At 40.9% G+C, this 20616-nt stretch carries 21 protein-coding genes; 9 read left to right on the top strand and 12 right to left on the bottom strand.

The window, feature by feature from the left end:
- Positions 1-87: 87 nt before the first annotated feature.
- The 5 genes from OQJ86_RS07015 to OQJ86_RS07035 form a co-directional block, all read right to left on the bottom strand.
- Positions 88-3054 carry a M66 family metalloprotease gene (locus tag OQJ86_RS07015; RefSeq protein WP_323054505.1) on the bottom strand — a complete coding sequence of 989 codons (2967 nt, stop codon included), beginning with the start codon at positions 3052-3054 and terminating at the stop codon, positions 88-90.
- Between the two features lie 665 nt (positions 3055-3719).
- Complete coding sequence (locus tag OQJ86_RS07020; protein WP_265987304.1) at positions 3720-4811, bottom strand: choloylglycine hydrolase family protein; 1092 nt, start codon at positions 4809-4811, stop codon at positions 3720-3722.
- A gap of 640 nt (positions 4812-5451) precedes the next feature.
- Positions 5452-5883 carry a hypothetical protein gene (locus OQJ86_RS07025; protein WP_265987305.1) on the bottom strand — a complete coding sequence of 144 codons (432 nt, stop codon included), beginning with the start codon at positions 5881-5883 and terminating at the stop codon, positions 5452-5454.
- 2 nt (positions 5884-5885) lie between these two features.
- Entirely contained in the window at positions 5886-6335 is a 450-nt protein-coding gene (locus tag OQJ86_RS07030) for a hypothetical protein (protein WP_265987306.1), read from the bottom strand.
- Positions 6328-6936 (bottom strand): winged helix-turn-helix domain-containing protein, encoded by a 609-nt coding sequence (locus tag OQJ86_RS07035; protein WP_265987307.1) that lies wholly within the window; start codon positions 6934-6936, stop codon positions 6328-6330. The genes OQJ86_RS07030 and OQJ86_RS07035 overlap by 8 nt, the downstream gene beginning before the upstream one ends.
- A gap of 240 nt (positions 6937-7176) precedes the next feature.
- Here OQJ86_RS07035 and OQJ86_RS07040 point away from each other — a divergent pair, with 240 nt between their 5' ends.
- From OQJ86_RS07040 to OQJ86_RS07080, 9 genes are read left to right on the top strand one after another with little or no spacing between them, the layout of a single operon-like run.
- Positions 7177-7698, top strand: coding sequence for a hypothetical protein (locus tag OQJ86_RS07040; RefSeq protein WP_265987308.1), 522 nt, complete (start codon positions 7177-7179; stop codon positions 7696-7698).
- Positions 7699-7714: 16 nt separating this feature from the next.
- Positions 7715-8233 (top strand): hypothetical protein, encoded by a 519-nt coding sequence (locus OQJ86_RS07045; RefSeq protein ID WP_265987309.1) that lies wholly within the window; start codon positions 7715-7717, stop codon positions 8231-8233.
- Positions 8230-10998: a TcfC E-set like domain-containing protein gene (locus OQJ86_RS07050; RefSeq protein WP_265987310.1), complete on the top strand. Its 2769-nt coding sequence runs from the start codon at positions 8230-8232 to the stop codon at positions 10996-10998. The genes OQJ86_RS07045 and OQJ86_RS07050 overlap by 4 nt, the downstream gene beginning before the upstream one ends.
- 2 nt (positions 10999-11000) lie before the next feature.
- Positions 11001-11699, top strand: a complete 699-nt coding sequence (locus tag OQJ86_RS07055) for a hypothetical protein (protein ID WP_265987311.1) — start codon at positions 11001-11003, stop codon at positions 11697-11699.
- A complete protein-coding gene (locus OQJ86_RS07060; protein WP_265987312.1) occupies positions 11699-12739 on the top strand; it encodes a hypothetical protein in 1041 nt (346 codons plus the stop codon). The genes OQJ86_RS07055 and OQJ86_RS07060 overlap by 1 nt, the downstream gene beginning before the upstream one ends.
- Positions 12739-13521 (top strand): LysM peptidoglycan-binding domain-containing protein, encoded by a 783-nt coding sequence (locus OQJ86_RS07065; protein WP_265987313.1) that lies wholly within the window; start codon positions 12739-12741, stop codon positions 13519-13521. The genes OQJ86_RS07060 and OQJ86_RS07065 overlap by 1 nt, the downstream gene beginning before the upstream one ends.
- A 4-nt stretch (positions 13522-13525) precedes the next feature.
- Positions 13526-14020, top strand: coding sequence for a winged helix-turn-helix domain-containing protein (locus OQJ86_RS07070; RefSeq protein ID WP_265987314.1), 495 nt, complete (start codon positions 13526-13528; stop codon positions 14018-14020).
- 2 nt (positions 14021-14022) lie between these two features.
- The gene (locus OQJ86_RS07075) at positions 14023-14448 is read left to right on the top strand and encodes a hypothetical protein (protein WP_265987315.1); all 426 of its coding nucleotides are present in this window, start codon (positions 14023-14025) and stop codon (positions 14446-14448) included.
- The gene (locus OQJ86_RS07080) at positions 14399-14899 is read left to right on the top strand and encodes a hypothetical protein (RefSeq protein WP_265987316.1); all 501 of its coding nucleotides are present in this window, start codon (positions 14399-14401) and stop codon (positions 14897-14899) included. The genes OQJ86_RS07075 and OQJ86_RS07080 overlap by 50 nt, the downstream gene beginning before the upstream one ends.
- A 56-nt stretch (positions 14900-14955) precedes the next feature.
- Here the strand turns inward: OQJ86_RS07080 and OQJ86_RS07085 are convergent, their stop codons facing one another.
- From OQJ86_RS07085 to OQJ86_RS07115, 7 genes are all read right to left on the bottom strand, one after another.
- Entirely contained in the window at positions 14956-15534 is a 579-nt protein-coding gene (locus OQJ86_RS07085) for a cytochrome P460 family protein (RefSeq protein ID WP_265987317.1), read from the bottom strand.
- Positions 15535-15605: 71 nt separating this feature from the next.
- The gene (locus tag OQJ86_RS07090; RefSeq protein ID WP_265987318.1) at positions 15606-16625 is read right to left on the bottom strand and encodes a DUF4331 family protein; all 1020 of its coding nucleotides are present in this window, start codon (positions 16623-16625) and stop codon (positions 15606-15608) included.
- A gap of 65 nt (positions 16626-16690) precedes the next feature.
- On the bottom strand, positions 16691-17428 hold the full coding sequence (locus OQJ86_RS07095) for a cysteine hydrolase family protein (RefSeq protein WP_265987319.1): 738 nt from the start codon (positions 17426-17428) through the stop codon (positions 16691-16693).
- Between the two features lie 32 nt (positions 17429-17460).
- Positions 17461-17913, bottom strand: a complete 453-nt coding sequence (locus OQJ86_RS07100; protein WP_265987320.1) for a cupin domain-containing protein — start codon at positions 17911-17913, stop codon at positions 17461-17463.
- Positions 17914-18420: a sigma-70 family RNA polymerase sigma factor gene (locus tag OQJ86_RS07105; protein WP_265987321.1), complete on the bottom strand. Its 507-nt coding sequence runs from the start codon at positions 18418-18420 to the stop codon at positions 17914-17916.
- Between the two features lie 9 nt (positions 18421-18429).
- Positions 18430-20199, bottom strand: a complete 1770-nt coding sequence (gene phaC / locus OQJ86_RS07110; RefSeq protein ID WP_265987322.1) for a class I poly(R)-hydroxyalkanoic acid synthase — start codon at positions 20197-20199, stop codon at positions 18430-18432.
- 67 nt (positions 20200-20266) lie between these two features.
- Positions 20267-20614, bottom strand: coding sequence for a phasin family protein (locus OQJ86_RS07115; RefSeq protein ID WP_265987323.1), 348 nt, complete (start codon positions 20612-20614; stop codon positions 20267-20269).
- Between the last annotated feature and the right edge of the window lie 2 nt (positions 20615-20616).

The following is a 20616-nucleotide window of genomic DNA, read 5'->3' on the forward strand; positions in this document are numbered from 1 at the left end:
GCCTCGGCAATTGAAAAGATCATTTATTGATAATGAGAAAGACAAGTCGGGAGGCAGTTCTCCCGACAAATTAACGAAGGAAAGGCATCATGGACATGCTACGCCAGCATTCTTCCATACACTTGATGTATCCGGCTGATCACCACGCGTCCACCACTTCGCCTCATACTTAACGCCGTTGTACGTCACTTGATCACCGCCGGAGTAGGCTTTTTGAGTTGACCATGGCAGCGCTACATCACTGATGAGCTCCCAGGCATCGCTGTTATCAGGTTGATTGTTCTGGCTCCAGTATTTTGCCTTCCAAACGAGCTGCTTGTGGCTGACAAGATCACCACCCGAGTACGATTTGCTTGCAGACCATACAGCGTAGTTCGCCGCATTTGGATCACTGATGCTGCAGGAATTGTTGTTGGCTTTAACTTTCACAATCGTGCTTGAACTGGCACTTTCCCCTGCTGGATCAGTGACGATCACACGAACCGTAAATTGGCTATCGACCGTGACTTCTGGAACCGTCAGACGAATAGTGCCTACTGATACAGGCAGATAAGCTAGGCCCGATGTATGCCATTGATATGAAAGCACGTCGCCATCTTGGTCCGATGCCGTTGCGGTAATTTCAATAACTGCACCAGACTTTGCATCCATGCTTTGCGGGAGAGACACTTGCGGCGCATGATTTTGGTTTGCTTGAGGCTGGGCACTAATAGTCACCGTATCTTCAGAACTTGCTTTTCCATCGGAGACCGTGACGGAAAAAACGTACGACTCCGCTTTGCTAGACTCCGGCAAAATGACACTGGTGTTCACTCTGTCGATCGACTGAATGGTCGCAGGTAAACCCGAGATTTGCTTCCACATGTAGGTTAACTCATCACCATCGGCATCCGTTGACTGCTCTGCAGATAGCGTAATGGTTGCGCCTGACAGTACAGACTGATCTTCACCAGCATGAGCAACAGGTGCGCTATTCTCCGTTGGAGTTGAGTCGGTTAAGGAATCAGACTGAACAATAGAAACTTTGAGGTCTTGCTTTGGTTTCTCAATGTCTAGCGAACTCAACACCGTGTTATCGCAAACAACTTCTGCTCTTGTCGGTGCATCAGCTTGCTTGAGGTTGATGTGGAACTTGTTCATCACGTTATCGTCATAACGGAATCCAACCAATTGGTAGTTATCCGTTTGGTAGTTTCTACCGTTATACACTCTGACATAACATCCATTTGTGTTTAGGCTCTCTGCCGGAGTCGGCTGATAAACAAAGCCATACGCACCATATAATGCAGGGAAAATATAGCTGTTAAGCGTCTGCTGAGGGTCGTAGTAACCAACAAGTGTTGTGACAGCGACACCACTATCCGCAGGGACACGTGTTGGGTTATTTTCCGCTACCTGCGCTTCACTGGTTTCTTGCCAACCTTTACCGTCACTGATGTAAAACTTGCTATCACCACGATTCAAGTTCACCGATTGGCCATTAATATGAACCGTCACGCCATACCCAGAGTAACGTGCAACATTCACCACTTTACCCGCGACAACATTTGCTGCACTCGGCAAGTAAATATCGCGAATCCAACGACCGTCGCCCGTTTCTACCTTTGTGATATCAAAGTCATTGATGTAACCCAACAGCACGGAACCTGCCGTGTCGTCTTTGATCGTATTTAGTTGAGATTGCGAAGCGATAGATTTGGCCAACAAGAGCGCTGGTTGTTCATACTCTTGCATCGTTTTGGTTTCACCGTTCCATTTACTAAAGCCAGTCGACGATTCCGCATCAAATGTCGCCTTTTTCTCCATAAAGGTCTGAATCTTTTCGAGTACAAACGGAGTGTTCAGGGTGTATTTGGAAATCGGTGAAGTTGGCTCACCGCCCCCCATTGCATCTCTGTTGAACTTATAGCCTTCGAAAGCTGGGATTCCTATGCCGTCGGTACAACAAACCTGATCCTGACCATTACGCTTGTTCCACATAAAGTTAGCAATAAAACGTTGTTGGAACTGATCCCAACCCCATGCAGAGTTAATATCCGTAGATGGGCGGTGCGTTGTGCCATCCGTGCCGCCCGGCCAGTGCCCGAGACCAAAGTTATGCCCGACTTCGTGGCTCCATTCATTACCTAACGATGAGTCGATAGTCACCATACCGTTGCCACCACTGCCACCGTGAGCAACCACGCCATTTTGATAACGCCCTACGGCGGCAATCGCTGTAATTTGATTTGCCGTATATGGATGTGCTCTCTCTGAGATCGCTGTTGAAGAGTTGATGCCATAGTTTGCTAGGTTGATGCCGTGCGACATCAGAATCTTTGTGGTATACGCACGCATATCCCCTTTGTGCCAAGTTCCTGTGCTCGGATCTAACTCGGTTAACAAACGGCCGTCTGGCAGCATCACTTCATTGAGTTTTACTGTTTCGTATGGGTTAACAATCAACTTGCTTACCGGAATTTTTTGGAAGTAGTCTCTATGTCTTTCAGGATTATCTGCGAAGTAAAAACGTCCCCTTGGATTGGTTAGCATCCCTAAATCCATCGTGTTTATCAGCAATTCGTTCGGCGCACCAATATCCAAACCGGAGACGATGCCTGATGTGCTTCCATTCAGGAGCTCTAGAGTAAGGCCAGGCTGTATCCAAGTCGCTGGCAGTGTCACTGACCACATATCTTGCGCATACGTAATGTCGAGGTTTGGACCATCGTGACTCGGAAGTTGCTCTGGTGGGTTCAGTGACAGCACACCTAATTGCTCACCTTTGGCATCGCGCCCAATCACTTTCACTTGCGTCGAGTCCAGTACGTGGTCGACAGGTTTAACAAGCAGCAAAGTATCACGCAATGCAGTGAGGTGCGGCCTAGGATCGCCTTTATCATTGTGATGAGGAACCGTGATGTTTTGCGCATAAATGACCATCGCCTCAAAATCACCCTGTAAGTCGTTAGTCGGCTGATTATTATTGAATGGAATAACCTGAGCGTGAGTAACGCCCGTGAATAACAATCCACAAGCAACACTTAGCCCTATATTGACCTTATTTATTTTCATACCTTTCCCTTATATTTATATTTCAACCACTTTATTTATTACGTTTATTTCCTGGCAATTGTGAAAATCAACTTAATGAAATCAGCTTTTTATTTCCGCAGAATAGAAGGTTAAAACCTTAAAAAATTTCTTATCGAACAAGCAAGAACAGAGCGTCCATTTCATAACTTTAGAAATCACTTAATTAGCTTTAGCCAATTTAAAGCTTTAACCTGCGAATTAACACCGCTTTCAAATCCTCAAGACAACAATGATAGAACTCAAAAGCCAATCAATAAAAAACAATAAATATCAATAATTTAATTCAAAATCGACTATTAACACCATTAATTAAGTAAATATTTAGCAGCATATTACTGTAAATAAAAGTTAAATAAATAAGTTTTAAACCAACCTCTTGTTGTGGAAAAGATCAGACTTTTACTACAGCACTATTATTTTCATCCGACTGATAAATAAGAAGATTAAAAAATCTCGCATAAAGGCTGTTTAATATGGAATCAGAGTCATGAAATTAATTAGCCAATAACTAATGCTTCATAACTTACTGAATCAATGCCTCAGTTTTCAAAACTCTACTTGAAATTCATAATGTTTCGGAAATAAAAAAGCGGAGAAGGAAAACCTTCTCCGCTTTGTACGTTATTTATACGTTCGAGGGAAAACTAAGGTGTCACGTCTGTAAACGTAAAAGTCCCGTTATCCAATTCGCGTTTCACTTCTTGTTTTTGGTCAAAGTCAATCTTAGTCAGGTCAACTTTCTTGATTCGACTGTCGTGCATCGTAGTGTAGTACAACGCCTTGTTACCTTGATCGATCACTGAGGTCCATTGCGTCGCACTCGGCAAATCAGGGATATGTTCACGATGTTCAGGCCCAAATTCTGTACCAATTGGAATGTCGAAGTTGTTCAGAATGTGGAATGCTTGTGACACCGCCTCTTCGCCCGTTTTTGATTCCGGAGCTGTATTGACGAAAAACGCCGCACGAACAAATCGCGATGGTGGCGTAATGTCCCCTGGCATACCCAAGAAGCCAGAGCCAATACCGAATGACTTCGCTTCAACACCACCAAACTTGGTTGGCGCACTAGTGCCCGGCTGCAAATGAATGTAGTTGTTTAAATTGGTTACTTGCCATGGGAACGTTGGTGAGTTCGTTAGTACACCGACTTCGTTGTCGTAGATGTGTACTTGGCCATGATCCATAATTTCAATGACGATGTTGTTGCCCGCTTTATCGGTAACACGCCAATGCCCAGTTGGTGAAGGTTGCCCTTTCTCATCGATATAAACCGGAACAATATCGATGTTTTTCATCGCTGTTTTAACTTCATCGACGGTTTTGAACTGCGACAGCATCCAACGAACAAAGTCCATATCAGCAATGCTGTTTGCACGGTCTTTCGCTTCGTACGCTTTTAACGAGCCGTAACCTTTGAAGTAAAACAAACCGGCAGTCAGTCCCTCTTCATTGATGCCTTCACCAATGAAGCGATCGTCACTGACGGAGATCCCAACAAAGCCGTACTTACTCTTCCAACTCAAACCTTGTTGTTGGTCTGGCATAGTTGAGGTAAACGTGTAATTACGGGGAGCAACAATCAACTTGCTGTTGAGATCGTTTTCGCCCCATTCAATTGTACGAGCATGAATGTGATCATTCGCCACAGTAGAAAGAGAGATGCCAGTACAAGCACTCGCCGGAACGATAATGCTCGCTAAAAGTGCCATAGCAAGGAGGGTTTTCTTTATCACTTTTAGATCCACCAAGGAGGGGTAACATTTCGCGATTGTAGTCCTTTTTAGGCAACTTACAATCGGAATATAGTGCCTCCCCCAACAAATTTACGACGTTATAAATGCACTAATCTTTGATACCGTTGATACCTCTTCGCTTGTTATACCGAAGTGATGATAGAACACCTAAACGTACTTTGTGGCCAAGGCCTGACTTGCCAACGCACCCTCTAAACTTGAAATGTATCAGCTCCTCTAAACTAGAAGCGATTTTCGTTTTCTGTGCTAATTCGACCCAATAGGTCTTCATGTTTTTTCTCATAGACATTCCCATACCAGAAGCCAATACAGCGAGATTACTTTTATCCCTTACGATAAAGACAGAATACTCCATCTGTTTGGTATGGATACTTGCAAGAAAAAACAAGCACTGAAGAATGTGTTCATATCCTTTTGAATAATAAGGCTTTAATTAAAAATCGTTCGATCATTAAGATTGATTAATCCTTCTTAAACAAACTAATCTAACCGCTTAAACTAAAGTAATAAGCCATGCGAGCATGGCTTAAAGTGGGATACTACAAAGTAAAATTTGAGGAGCAACAACAATGGAGGTATTGTGAGGTAAATCTCTGCTGGATGCAGAAAATTGTAGTTTTTACAAAAGACCTAAGCTTCCATCAATAGTGACTGGGTACTGTAGAATTCCTTTTCTTGGATCTTCCTCAATACGCTTAAGTTGATAAATGTTCCCTTTCTCATGCTGCAGCTTGAATAAGATGAAGCTTTGATGGCCTCTTACAAATTCGTCCAAACTAAAATTAGAATCAGCCGCGACCTTATCCCGCCGAACTTTGATTAGGTAGAGCGTGTCGAAAAGAGAAGCATAATAACCGGTATGGACGATATGAGTATCAGAGACATAGTTTGCCTCGATTTTATAACGCCCATGGGAACCAATGAAGTTGATAGTTCTATCCTCTAAATGACCTTTGAGAACAAAATCACTCGTTAGCGCGTTGAGCCAAGGAATAGAAATCAAGCCACTTATAAGGAAAAGGTAAATCAAGATTTTTTTCTTTGTTGTCATTATTACCACCCGATCAACCGCCCACTTAATACTACTTCATCAAACAATTGTTCATTATCGGCCTTTTGCATTTTACCAACCCATTTACCCTCCTCTCGCTCAGCCAACTTGACATGAGTAAGCCCTCGAAAATATCGAGAAAGATCGAGAGAGACAACTTTCTCAGCAAACTTAGGATCAAGGCCTTCTATGTAATTGCCATCCAGTGAAAAGAAATACATTGACGAGCCCAAAGACGCGTAAAGACCGGTGTGAACACGGTATACTTGCCCCTCAAAGCTATGAATCGTTTTATATATGCCAGATTTTGCAGTCAACAAAATCTCATGCTCTTCATCTTGAAAATGCGCATATCCAGAGAAGTAAGTACCAAGAGAAAAAAACCAAGGCAACAGAAACGCAATAACGACAATGACGAGAACCCTAAAACTAAATTTCTTTGCATTAACCACCCACGCCTCCAAAGCAATCAAAACATTCAAATGCCTCTCGATAAACGAAGAAAAATAGCAATACCCCCACAAGAATACCTATCGAAACTTCCCAGAATAGATTCTGACGAATTAGAGCTCTCCAACCCGTGTGTTTCACTTCGTCACGTTCATTTTCGTCGTCAAACTGAGGCACATTTTGTTGATAAGGTTCGGTAGCGCCGAGTTCGTCTACGTTGTCTTTTTCACCGACTTGAGAGTTGAGGGGTTGCGGCTCTTCTAGAGCTCCGCTTGATTGTTCAATACTGACATTTTGCGTATTTATAAATACGTAACCTTCGCCCGGCAAATTGTTAATTTCAAACCCCAAAGCTAACATCTCTAGCTTTTTTCGCAACTTCATGATTGCTACAGCGAGTGAGTTTTCTCCGACAACCCTTCCCGGCCAACCTAGCTCAATCAGCTTTTGCTTGTCGACAACTTCACCATGAGAATCACAGAAAGCAAGCAGTAGATTATATTCGCTGCGGTTCAGCTCTAACGTTTGGTTTTTTTTCCCCGAATCACTATTGGATAACGTAATTGTTCTTCTAACTGTATCAATAGAAAGTCTTTCGTACATCTATAACTCCATCAAAACCTGTCACGCTTATGTGACAAATAAAAATACGAAATTCAAAACATATCAGTAACTTAAATGGCACATTAAATCAAATTAAATCCCATTAATTTAGCTATAAAGCATCATTAACAGCCTTTAACTTCCAACGCTGAGCCATACGAGTTCAAATAGCTGTCGCTTAACCACGTCCCGATTTCATACGAGGTCTGACGTGACACTTTTTAAACATAGGTGATAAAAATGAAACTTAATACTTTTTTCTTGATGAGTTCAGCAGCAGTGACTTTGGCTTCTGGCGCAGTAAATGCAGCTGACGAAGCAAGCGCGGAGGTCATTTGGAGTGGTCTAATTGGTAGCTCAGTTCCGAGTGAAAATTTAGTCATCACTGGCGCAGGTGGTGGTGATATCGCTAGCGGTACTTTATTCATAGAAGAAGATGGCAAGTTCACTTCTACAGAGGTCATTCTTGAAGCTCGTGATTACGACTCGACATTGGAAGCAATCGGCGATCGTCAACCACTAGCTTCATGGTCATACATTAGCGCTCAAGTGATGATGGACGGTTCAATGTCGTATGAAGCTGATGTTGCTGTAACAGACCAGCTATCTGGCACAACATTTACTCAGGGTAACATTGGTGAGCTTCAAACGGGTGTCGTAGCACTGACTGTCAAAAATGAGCAACCAATCACTGATATCGCTGTTCAAGGCGCAGGTCAAGTTAGCGTTCAAATGACCGCTAGTTACGAAGACGGCCTGTAATTGGACGGGGGAAAACGTGAAACGGTTTACTAGACAAGCAATCATATCACTGCATCTTGGGATGTTGAGTTTGGGTGCACTCGCTGAAACTCACACTTTCCAATTAACCAGTGAAATCGATAAAAGTCAGTTTTTCTCTTATCAGATCACTGACGTCGTGTTTTCCCCTTCTTCAATAACGCTGAGATCAAATAGTGACACGAACACATTTCATGATGCGTTCACATTGCTGACCGTGGCTACGGATATTCCGAGTTCCGATCAGTCAATGAGATTTCAACTCTTTATGAAAAGCAACACTTCACAGTGTTACAGCGCTGATGAAACGGCTCTTACTACGCCGACAGATTTGGCAAAAGTTTACATTGAGGGACAACCATTAACAGAGATAGAACCTATGTTAATGGAGTTCAACCAAGCTTCGGATGGCGTAAAGACGGGCGAATACGACGTCAAATTCTCTTTCGGAACCTTGCCTGAAGGCGCGAGCCTGTGCCAAGGCAAACTTTCTGTGCTAGCGGAGCTTTCATTGTGAATAAAACTCTTACTTCTTGTATCTTAAGTGCGCTTGCGTTTAATGCAGCTACTTACGCGACTTCAGTTCCTAAAGGCTTTCAAGACTTCTATCAGCAGCAAGCTCGTAACGTCGAGATTAAAGGGCTAAATGGCTCTTTTATTTCTCTTCCTATGCTAGTGACGTATTCTTCTGTTCAACTGCAAGATCCGAGTGACGCAGACAAACTGACCGGTCACCTTGTTCATTCAGGACTCACTAAAGCCGCGGCAAAGCAAATCGCAAACGGCTTAGTGTTGGGCGCTGAAAACAGTGTCGATTGTGTCGGAGACTTGAACCTTTGCGCGTTGAATCCTGAGTCTTTTGATACGTTTTATGACTATCACTCAAACAAGCTCTATGTTTATGTGAATAAGTCCATGCTTGCGAACACAAAACCAGGCGCAATCAAGAAAGATTACGCGCCTACCTACAACGCAAACCCTGGTCTTATCAATCGTGCGAGCCTGTATACCTCTTCCGATTTCAAAGATAGCCATAACCTATCTCTCAGTGATCAACTCGTTTTAGGATTACCTTATGGTTCGGTACATGTCGATGCCTATGCAAGCAATCAAAACGATGCATCTGAAGTTAACTACGGTTACTACAATGTCGAACATAAAAATCTACGCCTAACGGCAGGCTACCATCAAGATCGCTTGGCACTGAACAGTACATCGTTTTTGCTTAACGGTACGCAATATCATGACGTTAACATCAAAGTGTCTTCAAGCAAAAACTTGAGCCGTACGAGCAACAACGAAGACCAGTTCTTGTTCTTTTACGCTCCTGCGAGTGGTGTACTGAAAGTCTATAAAAACGAACAAATCATTGTCCAAAAATCCGTAACGGAAGGACAAGATAGTATTCGCTATTCAGAACTGCCAAATGGGGTTTATGACGTAACAGTCGAGATTTCGGCTGGTTCGCAAGTCGTTTCTTCAGAGTCCGTTCGTATCTACAACGCGCAAACCGATACGCTAAACACGGGGGAAGTTGATTACTCCGTTGCTGCAGGGCAATTTCAAGGTGGCGAAATCGACGTCGTAACAGAAGAGAACGAATTTGAATCAGAGAAAACTGAATCATTTGAAGCTGATGCTTATCTACAAGGTATGGCCGCTTATAAATGGTCAGACACACAAACCATCGCATTGGGTGCAACCGCAACAGAATCACACTTAATGAGTCAGATTGGTTTCAAAGGCTACCTTCCATTTGACAGCCGCTATGAATTGACTGTCTCAAGTGTGGATGGAGAAGCATCTTACCTTTCCGGTTACGTAAACCTTGGTCAACTTGGGGTGACTTACGAAAAACTGGAAAACGAACAGAAAAACCGCTTTGCGCAGTACCTTTATGGCGCAAGCAGCAAAGAGCAGTTGAGTCTTTCTGGTAGCTTCAGTTTAGGTGACAACATCCGTGGTTACGGATCAGTTAACTATTTAAATCAAGCAGATATATACAATAACGAACGTAAGAACTGGTTTTTGTCATCCGGCGTAAGTTCACCGTTTTTCTTCGACTCCACAATCGATGTCAACCTGAGCTACAACAATGAAGCCCTCACCTCTAACTTTGACGACGGTGAAATGACACTCGCATTCAACTTGTCAGTGCCTTTATCTTTAAAGCTGCGAGGAAAATCGAGCATTACTGTCGATCAAGATGGCTTTAGCCAGTACACAAACAGCTTGGAAACTCGCGACCTTGTTGAGAGTAAAGAGACTGACGTTCGTTTAACCGCTAGCAACAGTTACTATGCAAACTCGTCGCAATCATCGTTAAACAATGTGACAGCTTATGCTGCAAATAGAAATGAACACTACCAAGCAGACGGCTTTGTTTACATTGCTGACAACGGTGAAAAATCAGTTAATGCCTCATTAAACAGTACGCAAGTGATCGGTAAAAACAGCATCAGCTTTACCACGAAACAGAGCGATGCATACGTCACCGTAGATACGCAAAACAACATACGCTTCGACGCTGACGAAGAGAAAACGAAAGGCTTGTTAGTTGTGAAAGCGAACCAGCAAGTCAAACACAAAGAGTATATCTATGGGGAATCTGGTTTGATTCCACTCGATGAGTATCAAACTAGCTCGATTGAATTAGATGTAGAAAGCGTCGCCCTACACAACACTGGGCAAAAAAATACAACTAGTTACACGCACCCTGGCACCGTCATTGAATTGAACTCAAACGTCAGCCGTGTGATTAGCTTTGTCAGCAAATTCAAAGACATTTTTGGCAATGACATCGAAGAGATTCAATGTGATGGCCCGGCTTGTTTGTCTATTTCAAACATTACATCAGGGATACATAAGATTGATGTTCAAGAAGGGCAAAGCTTCTCATTAACCAGCAACGGGCAACAATGCTACTTGCCTTCTGTAGATGACGCAAAACAACTGAATTTTGGCACCAACTACTGCCAACCCGATCTTTCCCCGATGGAGTCCATCGTATTGGTGAAAGACAACCAACAAATCAACGTGATGTACATCGGCCAGTTTGATGATCTCACCGAGATAGAACAACAACTTAAGGCAATGGCAAACAACGAATCAAAGGTATTAACCACTCGTTTAGGCCGAACGTCTTTCGTTTACCTGACTGGAGATAAGGATCTTCAACTCAGTCATCAACAACGTCAAAACATTGAAAACGTCGCTCAATACGCTATCTCGGAAACGCCAAAAGAGCACGACTTTGTACTTAATCGACCAAAAGGTAACTGATGATGAAATCACTTCCAATTTTAGCAGTAGCACTATTTGCAAATACCGCGTCAGCGATGAACGTAGACAACATGTTGTTAGTGGGTGACGAATACGGTAACGGCGTATTTACCATCTCAAACAACAAACCAATGACAGAATTTATTCAATCCAATATCACTCAGTTGCAAGTAAAAGACGGAGAGCTCACACGCACTCCTTATACTGAAGAAAACTTTTCAGATTGGCGCGTTACCCTAACCCATCCAAAGATGATTGTAGAATCAGGGCGCCAAAAACAAGTTGGCGTGCGCTCTCTTTGCGGCACCAAGTGTGACTTCAGTGAGGATCAATACTATTTGGTAAGTTTTGAACCATCACCTTACGACCCAGAAGGAAAAATGAAGTCTGCGGTAACGATTAACTTTGGTTACCGTCCCCTATTCGTGATTCCTGCAAAAAAGCAGAAAATTGACTACTCCGTTTCTCTATCAGATGGAAAGCTTCATATTAACAACACGGGCAACAGCTTTATTCGTGCTTACGTAGACCAATGTACTGATAATGTGCAAGAAGATTGTGAATTCACTGCCATGTCGTTATCAGGTCGCGAGCGTGCATACGAGCTACCTAAAAACATAAACAAAGGTGAAGTTGAAGTCACCATAATCAACCATGATGAAAGTTACCGTAAGAAGCTCACATTGAAGGAACGCAAGTAATGACGCGCTCTTTATATTTGTTGTTTTTACTCACCTCGCCTCTAGCACAAAGCGCTACGCTCAACATCAGTGTTGAGGGGCAGCAACTTAGGTTAGAAAACGCAATGTCTCTAGGCGGAAATTCATACACACTTAGTGATTGGACGGTAGCTAGTGGGCTAACGCCGACTGACCGCTTTCTGCCAAGTGCCTATCTCACCAACAAACCGGATGAGGTAACACTCACGGGCCCTACAGGTGCAACAATCCAGGTCCCAATTGCGTTAAAAGGCGTGCAATACAATGTTTCTTCTAATTCGTATGTTCGTAATGATACTCCATTCGCTAGCCCTACGTGTGCAACAGCTCAATTGTCGGGAAATACCGTTACTCTCGCGGATAGCAGTACACAAAATTGCAGTGCAGATTTCTCATTAGATTACAGTGCAACCGTAACGCCTTTTTATTTTTATAGGTCGAAGTTCAATATGGATACCACCGCAGTACTGAGTGCATTAAAAGGTCAAGAGAAAGGCTTATATACTGCAACAATACCTGCGGACATCCGATACTACTACCAGTCATCCGGTGGTGCCCTCACCTACCGTGTACTTGCAGATGTTTTTACCGTCAATATTGATTACGTTCCTAACAGCTTAGAAAGTATCGATGTTTCAGGAGATGGCGTCTTGGACCCCGTATATGACACCGCGAATCACACTGTGTCGTCAGAGACCACTTTTACGGTGACAGCGACAGGCACGTTTAGCACTGGTTTATCAATGACGTTATTAACTAATGACTTCAAACTCGCTTCGAATACTGGTGAGACGGAGATCCCATTCAGTATTGAGTGTCGCTCTTCATATTGCGAAGACCGAGTTTGGGTAGACAATGGCGTTAATAAGCTCACTAACGATCGAACAAGTTATGTCATTGATGCACCAACCAATATCATCAATTTTGATCTCAATGTGAGTTATAACGATATCCCCTCTACTGACGTGGAGTCCAGTATGTATTCAGGAAGTTTTACGGTGATGTTTGAGGAGTTGTACTAGTGAGGACAAAAATATTCATCATCGCTTGTGCGACAAGTTTTTCGGCTTTTTCTGCAGAGCTACCTTCCGATTGGTATGTGGGCGCGATGATGACCCATAACGGCAAAACTGAGACCGAAAAGCCCGACGCTTCTTTTGGAACCGCGCTTAAACTTGGGCATAAAATCTCCCCAACTTGGGCAATTGAGGCTTCCACCGGTTTTTACGGTCAACTCGATATGATCACTCCTGGTCAATATGTTAGGGCCACAACCAAGGAATCAAGATATGCGACCGATTTATCTTTGTTAGGTAACGTGTTCTTATCTAAAAAATATAAATTTTACGGTGGTTTAGGAGGAGTATTCGAAAATAATGACCTATCGCCTATTGCTCAAGTCGGGATACGCTATGACCTTACCACACTATGGTCATTTAATTTCGGTTATAAGTTTCTCTTAAGTAACGAGCAAGAACGCAAACTTCAATCCTTGGTAATTGGAGGACAATACAATTTTCCAATATCTAATTCTAACCACAAATCTACATCTTACAAAACTATAGATGTTAAATCTGAAAAAATGGATTCTTATAGTAAAAACGCCGCAAAAGAAAATAACAAAAAGGCAAGCATTATCAAATATCGCGTAAAAGAAGGAGATTGGCTGTATAAGATAGCAAGAAAAAACAATACAACCCTATTCGAACTTTCCAGAATCAATAACAAATTTAAGAGCATAGAAGATATAAATTTGATTTACCCAGGATGGATAATATTCATACCAAAGAGTAAGGAAGATTAGATAAATGATTCTTTATATTAACAAAAATGACAACTATATAGAGTACTACGAAGAAGAGAACCTAAAAATAACAAGCAAAGTGCCTGTAAATAGCATTGACTTAAGAATATCTATGCTTTTGTTTTACAATATAAATAGAATAAGTTCCCGTGAAGAGTTAACAAAAACAGGTTGGCCTAGCAAGGAAATAGGAAGCAACTCTTTAAATGTTTGCATAATGAATTTAAGAAAAAAACTTAAGAAGCTGAATTCCGGAATTGAAATAAAAAGTTATCCTTCACAAGGATATAAACTTATACTCCCCTATGGTGTAAAGACAGTAAGTAAGTTGGATATAAATCATAGAATAAATAATTCTTCCCAGCGAAGCTGGTTAGATCTTAATGTAAGAAAGATCAATAAAAGACCAAAACTTTCGTCACTTCCATGGTGTGACATGATTGTCAGCATAATCATAATTATCTACTCAATATCTTTATACTTTTCTCTATACTATTAAAAATGAACATCAAACATATAATAAAAATCGCTTTGTCTATAGTATCTCTTCCTTTCTTTAATGCTACAGGTGGCGATTTCACTGTATACACTCCTAGTTCAAAGGAACATTTAGAAACACATATTCAGTTTTCACATGCTATATATAACTCAATACAATTTATGTCAGATGATATAGTTCGACAAAGTTGGGGGATCTATGCTGTCATAAACAATACTGTATTTATGATCTCAGTTAATAAAGAATACCAGTTTATTGACGGGAAAAGAAAAGTAAAAATAGATCAAGATATAGAGTTCCACGATCATTTATCACAGATAAACATAGCTAAGATTGATAAAGAAAAAAATACAATATATCTAACTAAGAGGTTTGATAATGAAAAAATCAACAATGCAGAGATTACTGGAAAACTGGGGTTCTGGTAGGTTTTCTATGTGGAAGTCATCTATTGTTATTGGGTTATTAATTGTCACTAGCCCCTGGGTATACCTATGGGGCGAAACATTTTCCATTGATAGTCACTTGAATAATCCAAATAGAAGTTTACAAGTTTATATTAATCATGGTTTATTTACATTCATATCTCAACTTGAAGATGGAACTACTAGGAAAAGCTCAGGATTGGTTGGTTATACTAATAACAAATTTTATTTCTTAACATTGAACAGTAAATACCTGTACATTCATGATCATACATCAAGAGATTTTTGGCGTGATTTGATTAATGTTAACAATCATTATTTTTATACAGAAGTCGAACACGTTGAAAAAAACAAGTTCTTGCTCTCGTATAAAGAAGAGATTGAATCAGAAGGTTATCAAACCCAAACAGCGTGGCTAAGTGGGGATATTGAATGGTTAAAACACCAACCATAATCCACTTATTGTATAAAAAGCCACCTTTAAAAAGGTGGCCTGACTTTAAAGCAACATCACTTTAATCCAATCCTTGTATCGAGATTTTCTGGAGCACCTTCTCCAAACCCTTTAGCATCTCTAAGAACCGAAAAATAGTTATAAAAAACAGCACCGTCAGGTGCATTATTTTGATGACAGCTTGAGCATCGCTCGCCTAATGCCTTCGATTTAGATTTCAATCTTTTGGCTTTTTTATCGACAAAAGAAAAATAATTCCAATTCCCATCAGTATTGGGAAACATTTCTTTACTTTTTAAAGCAACAGATAAACTATAATAATCACCTTGATAAAAGCCATTTCCTACAGCGGATTGTGTAGGCCCTTTTGTAAGCAGTTCTTTGACCAAAATAGTTCCATCCGGAAATTCCCCTTCGGTTTTCCAATATTGATAGCTTTTGGGGTCTATGTAAACATTTTGAAAATCAGGAAAAAGAACTTCCTTATAAACGCTTTTTGGTGTTGTTGCAGTTCCTGCAAAAATCCATTCACGATAGTTCTCCGGCCGCAATAAATACCCTTCACTATCAAAATCATAATAATTTGCAAAAGAAGAACTAGAAAATATAACTGCTATAAGTGCATATTTTAACATGAAAGCCTCTTTATCTTAACGAGATTATAAAAGCCTAATCGTATCTGCATTATACAAGTAACTAAAACTCATTAATTTGCAGGTATAAAGTATGGAAAATAATCTTGATAATTTAATTGCTTATCATTTCCATCAGAAACATCCTGTCCAGTAAAGACAGATAGAGAATTGTCAAAAGCATCATCTCTAATATCTCTTCCGTTAGGATCCATAATGTCATACTCAGCTTTGGTTCCTACCTTGTAGCGTATATAGTCTGGAATCAATAGATTTGAAACCTTATTCGAATAGGACTTATTGTTTTTGATATTTGATGCAGAAGTGGCTATTTCAATATTTTTAATAATTTCGTTCTTAACAATATCATTCTTTTCTAACAGATTGGTATTCTTAATGACTTTTACTTTGTTGTCAAACAAATATAGATTTGTAAGTAAAACATTAGCGGAATAATTTACCTGATGCCAATGTTCACCAGAGTAAAAAGACGAAGTTGAAAAAACAGAGACATCTGATTCAAGCTTTTCGTTCGGAATTTCTATCACGATACCTGTTGATGTTCTGTTTTGAAAAAATTCACTTTCTCCTGTAAAGTGTTTTAAATTAAATCGTCCTTCTTCAATATCTTTTCTAAACTTCCTAAATCCATCCCCATCAGCGAAAAAGGGATCCTTTATTGCTCCAGACCAAATTTTTATATCACCGAATAAAACACCAGTTGTACTTGGTCTGACCTTTCCTATAAACTCAGATTGATTAATGGGATTAGTACTTTTGTAGTTATCAGTTCTTCTAACTTCGATAAAACCATCTTTTTTAGAAAACAAGTATGTTATATGTTTTAGTTGATCCTTGATATGAATACCATATACACCATTCTCACTGAAGTTATCAATAGTGTTGCTCTCAGAATTTGGATTAAATGACATTGCAAAGACGGTACTTTCACCATTGCTTGAAGGGAAAACATATGTATCTGTTACATCAAGTTTTGGATAATTTTGAGCCAAACTACTTTCAAAATGATGGCTAGCTTGAGCCGAAGCACTAAGCATTGTTAATAATAAAAGAGAATTGCTTAATTTTAGCATAATGAGTCCTTTAGATAGAGTGACGAACATAATGAATTAATTATGTTCGTCGTTTTTAAGGGGAGCTATCGTTCCTTGATTCTTTTAATGATTTCACTGGTGGTTACAACTTCATTACCTATGAATTCATAGTTTGTATATGCTGCATCTTGTGCCATTTGACCTGCCGCAGCTGTTGCATCAGAGACAATTATCACCTTAAATCCATGCTCTATTGCATCACGAGCATGGGATTCAACGCACATGTTTGCTGCCATCCCTCCCATAATCAGAGTGTCAATACCATGCATTCTTAACTGAATATTTGCATCACCGGTTTGAAAATTAGATAGCCCTTTATGAGGATTCATAATAATAGTATCTTTATCTGGCGCTAAAGGATGATACCAATCATGGCTTTTTGTTCCTTCAATAAACATGTTATTATTAAACATAACACGATCGATACCATTTAACGCCTCTCTATCCCAGTTTTTATAATCATTCATTGTATACATGTGAGGAGAATAAAAAACCTTCATCCCAGAACTTCTAGCTGCTTTCAGCAATTCTTGCTGATGTTTTACTGTATTATTTTTCTTTATTAATGGTTGGACTAAATCTGCGATTGGACTGTCTTCCGAATAGAAACCATTTTGAGGATCAGTAAAGAATATAGCTGCGTTAGTGAGATCTAGTGGAGCTTCTTGCTTTGGCATCCACTTCTGGGAATATTCATATTGCTCATCCGCACTAGCAGCAAAAGAAACTGCGACAATAGTGGAAAATAGTGCTGCCAAAACACTTTTTTTATTCATTTTCATATTATGCCCCTATTTTTAATGTTATAGAATAGCTATTTATTGATTGGAAAGGATTCCGTTTTCACTAAATCAGTCACGTACATTACAGCAAAATCATCGGTATCATTAACAGCCCAATGAGAGATACCTAGTTCATTGTGGTAAACGTCTCCTTCTTTCATTACATAGGGCACTTTACAATTAGTTTCATAAATAGTGACTTCTCCGTGCTTCATCATTGCCATCTCAGGTCTATCATCATGGGAATGAACTGGAACTACGGCGCCAGGAGAAAATGTAATTGTTCGAGTTCGATACTTCCAACCTTCTGCGGCTATTGCTTGATCATCGAGTTTCACTTCAGCTTTTATATCTACATAGATCTCTCCGGATTTTTTTGTAGGAGGAGTAAACTGTGTAGATCCCTCCATTCCTATAGGGCAGCCTCCAGCAATTACATTAAAAGATAAAACAGTGGTAGATAGTAATCCAATTAGTCTATTCATTTACATTTCCTTCTCATTTATTTTTTGTTTGGCTCTGTTTATTCTTGTAGCCACAGTTTGGCTAGTTAAACTTAATTCTTTAGCAATCTCCTTATATGTATTTCCGTTGTAATATTTCATTAAAAATGGAACCTTATATATATGAGGTAACCGATAAACTTTATCGAGTTGTTTATAAAACATCAACCGACTCACAAGTTCAGCTTCATAAGAAAATGAATTATCACAGTCACAACTAATATATATATGCTTCTTCTCAAACCTACGTAGATTTTCTCTAAATATTATTGTATAAATCCAAGAGTCAATTTTTTTTAAATCTTTTAAAGCATCAATGCTTTTTAAAGATCTTACAATGGCATTATGTAAAACGTCCTCCCCTGTATGCCTATCTCCAGTTAATCTTATACAATGAGCTAATAATTGATGATATTTTTTAGAGAGGTTTAGCTCTAATTTTCTCTTGTTTTCTTGGTTAGAATTGACCGAGTTGTTAATGTCCTTCAATTTGAGCTCCTATATGATAGGCAATACTTGTCTCACATACAGCCCTGGAGCCTCTTCAATCACGGGGTTCTGCTCTGAACCAACCTGGAACGGCTCAACTTGCTCTTCTGGGCTGAATTGCAACAGCCATTGATGCCAATGCGTCCACCAAGAGCCTTCTTGATGATTGGCATTGTTAAACCATTCATCAGCAGAGTCATCAAGGTTGTCGTTTAACCAGTAGCCATACTTGTTTTTGGCAGGATGGTTAACGATACCCGCGATATGACCAGACTCACCCAACACAAAGGTCTTGTTGCCGCCAGTATTGAGTGCACCACGATAGGTTCCTTGCCACAATGCGATATGGTCTTCTTTGGTCGATACAAAGTAGCTCGGGATCTTAATCTTATTCAGATCGATCCAGACGCCACCGATCTTCACGCCCTTGTCTTGAACAAGCTTGTTCTCTAGATAGAGTTCACGCAATAAGAAGTTGTGGGAAGCTGCACTCACATTGGTGCTGTCGCTGTTCCAGTACAGAAGATCGAAGTCTACAGGGCTGCTGCCTTTAAGGTAGTTATCAACGTAGTAATTCCAGTACAAGCTGTTCTCACGCAGCAAACTGAACGTCACGCTAAGAGAGCGGCCATCCATGTAACCTTTCGCGTTGTTTTGCGTTTCAATTGCACTGATGATGGTATCGTTGATGTACGTCCCTACTTCGCCCGGCTGAGAGAAGTCCAGTAGCGTGGTAAAGAAGGTTGCTGACTTAATGCGCTTCTTCATACGCTTAGCCGCATAGTAAGCGACCGTGCTCGCCAGGACCGTACCACCGATGCAATAACCTGCTGCGTTGATCTGCTCTTGGCCCGTAATGTCCTCAATTGCAGTGACCGCTTTCGCCACGCCTTCCGTTACGTAATCGCCAAACTCAACGTGAGCCTGCTTTTTACCCGGATTACGCCAAGACATCATAAATACACTGTGGCCTTGCTCTAGCAACCAACGAACCATAGAGTTCTTCGCCGTTAGATCAAGGATGTAGTATTTGTTGATAAACGGCGGGACGATCAGCAGTGGCGTTGCATTCACTTTTTCTGTCAAAGGACGATATTGAATCAACTCAAACAGTTCGTTTTGGAAAACCACATCACCCGGCGTTGTCGCCACATCATCACCAACACGGAAGGCATTATTGTTGGTCATGCGTACTTTGAGAATATCGGCACTCGACTCAACATCTTCTTTTAGCTTTTCCAGCCCCGTCACCAGATTTTCACCATTTTGCTCAAGAGTGAGTTTAAGCAGCTCTGGGTTAGTCGCAATGAAATTAGATGGAGAGAGTGCATTGATAGCTTGGCGAGAAAAGAAAGTAATACGCTCTTTCGTCTTCTCATCAAGACCTTCGATAGAATCGAGCGTGTCGAGGTATGTCTTGCTGAACAATAAGTAGGATTGTTTGATGAAGCTGTACATGGCTTCTTGTTGCCAAGCATCGTTTGAGAAACGCTTATCGCCCTTCTCTGCTTCGATAATTTGTGTTTGGTTGCCCGCCAGTGCCACGTTCTGCCATATTTGAAGCTGTTGCTCCCACCATTCAGCTTGCAACTTTAAAATCGCCGCTGGCTGGTTTGCCGCTTGCTCGAACAGTTTGGCAGTATCTTCGACGTTCACTTCTTGCATGGCCTTATTCAAAGGAGAATTCACGACTGCCTTGTTCACTTCGAAATCATGCCACCACTGATGATTGGTTTCCTGAAGCTTTACAAGATAGTCCGAAAAGAAGTGTTGAAACATAGTCTTACTCCTGTATTCGGAAAAAAACAACGCCGCCCAAGAGCTCGGGCGGCGATAAGCGGACGTATTACGCAGGAGTAACACTCTTTAGGTTTTCCGAAGTCATTTGCTCAACGTCTTCTTTGAATTCTTTCGCGATAGATTGCAGCTTGTTGCTGTCGTCCATCATTTGCTGAGAAAGCTTAGTAAGCACAGCCAGCTGTTGGCTGTTAAAAGCCGTTAGAGAAGTCACGTCTTTGATTTCTGACGCTGCTTTCATTTGGTTTAGGCCAACTTCACTGTAAGTGCGGATTGCGTTCAGTTGAAGCTCAGTAAGAACTTCCACGTTCTTTGTCACTAGCTTATTGAACTCTGTCATAGGAGAGAAGTTCTTTTCAACTTGCTCGCTAACTGTTTTAAAAAAATCTGTATACATCA

The organism is Vibrio sp. Sgm 5 (assembly GCF_026241575.1).
Lineage (GTDB): Bacteria > Pseudomonadota > Gammaproteobacteria > Enterobacterales > Vibrionaceae > Vibrio > Vibrio jasicida.

Coding starts and splice junctions, on each gene's coding strand:
- OQJ86_RS07015 (WP_323054505.1), bottom strand. CDS start 3,054: ATGAAAATAAATAAGGTCAATATAGGGCTAAGTGTTGCTTGTGGATTG.
- OQJ86_RS07025 (WP_265987305.1), bottom strand. CDS start 5,883: ATGACAACAAAGAAAAAAATCTTGATTTACCTTTTCCTTATAAGTGGC.
- OQJ86_RS07035 (WP_265987307.1), bottom strand. CDS start 6,936: ATGTACGAAAGACTTTCTATTGATACAGTTAGAAGAACAATTACGTTA.
- OQJ86_RS07040 (WP_265987308.1), top strand. CDS start 7,177: ATGAAACTTAATACTTTTTTCTTGATGAGTTCAGCAGCAGTGACTTTG.
- OQJ86_RS07055 (WP_265987311.1), top strand. CDS start 11,001: ATGAAATCACTTCCAATTTTAGCAGTAGCACTATTTGCAAATACCGCG.
- OQJ86_RS07060 (WP_265987312.1), top strand. CDS start 11,699: ATGACGCGCTCTTTATATTTGTTGTTTTTACTCACCTCGCCTCTAGCA.
- OQJ86_RS07070 (WP_265987314.1), top strand. CDS start 13,526: ATGATTCTTTATATTAACAAAAATGACAACTATATAGAGTACTACGAA.
- OQJ86_RS07075 (WP_265987315.1), top strand. CDS start 14,023: ATGAACATCAAACATATAATAAAAATCGCTTTGTCTATAGTATCTCTT.
- OQJ86_RS07080 (WP_265987316.1), top strand. CDS start 14,399: ATGAAAAAATCAACAATGCAGAGATTACTGGAAAACTGGGGTTCTGGT.
- OQJ86_RS07085 (WP_265987317.1), bottom strand. CDS start 15,534: ATGTTAAAATATGCACTTATAGCAGTTATATTTTCTAGTTCTTCTTTT.
- OQJ86_RS07090 (WP_265987318.1), bottom strand. CDS start 16,625: ATGCTAAAATTAAGCAATTCTCTTTTATTATTAACAATGCTTAGTGCT.
- OQJ86_RS07095 (WP_265987319.1), bottom strand. CDS start 17,428: ATGAAAATGAATAAAAAAAGTGTTTTGGCAGCACTATTTTCCACTATT.
- OQJ86_RS07100 (WP_265987320.1), bottom strand. CDS start 17,913: ATGAATAGACTAATTGGATTACTATCTACCACTGTTTTATCTTTTAAT.
- phaC (WP_265987322.1), bottom strand. CDS start 20,199: ATGTTTCAACACTTCTTTTCGGACTATCTTGTAAAGCTTCAGGAAACC.
- OQJ86_RS07115 (WP_265987323.1), bottom strand. CDS start 20,614: ATGTATACAGATTTTTTTAAAACAGTTAGCGAGCAAGTTGAAAAGAAC.